Annotated in this window: 1 protein-coding gene; it reads left to right on the top strand. The window is 43.6% G+C overall.

The features are described 5' to 3' along the window. Window positions 1–6: 6 nt before the first annotated feature. A partial coding sequence (locus tag FZC40_RS16960; protein WP_148606520.1) for a homoserine O-succinyltransferase occupies window positions 7–715 on the top strand: 709 nt, incomplete at its 3' end.

Here is a 715-nt window from a genome sequence, read left to right as displayed (position 1 = left end):
GAAATTATGCCCATAAGAATTCCCAATAACTTACCCGCCAATCAAATTTTGACAAATGAAAATATTTTTGTCATGGATGTAAACCGAGCCAGTCAGCAAGATATACGTCCTTTAAAAATCGCCATATTAAACCTTATGCCCACCAAAATATCAACCGAAACCCAGCTGCTCAGGTTATTGGGAAATACCCCCCTTCAAATTGAGGTCACGCTCCTGCAAACAAAAACCCATGAGAGTACGCACACCTCTTCTGAACATTTGGGCTCTTTCTATTCTTATTTTGAGGATGTAAAAGATCAACACTTTGATGGGCTCATCATCACCGGCGCGCCCATTGAAACGTTGGCGTTTGAAGATGTCGACTACTGGGACGAGCTGACGGAAATAATGGACTGGAGTAAAACAAATGTCTTTTCCACCCTGCACATCTGCTGGGGGGCCCAGGCTGGACTTTATCACCATTACGGTATTCCCAAACACTTACTGCCTCATAAAGTCTTTGGCGTATTTGAGCATCACCTGGAAAAAGAATTCGTGAAATTATTCCGTGGTTTTGATGATACTTTTTTTGCACCGCATTCCCGTCACACCGGTATTGATCGCGAGCCAATTGATGCCCATCCCGATTTAGAAGTCATGGCGTCTTCTGATGAAGTGGGTGTTTATATTGTAATCGCCCATGAAGGACGCCAGATTTTTGTAACCGGCCATAGTG

This window comes from Acetobacterium tundrae, from assembly GCF_008086615.1.
GTDB classification, from domain to species: domain Bacteria; phylum Bacillota; class Clostridia; order Eubacteriales; family Eubacteriaceae; genus Acetobacterium; species Acetobacterium tundrae.
The sequence above is the reverse complement of the archived record's forward strand: the minus strand, read 5'-3'. Positions and strand labels throughout refer to the sequence as shown.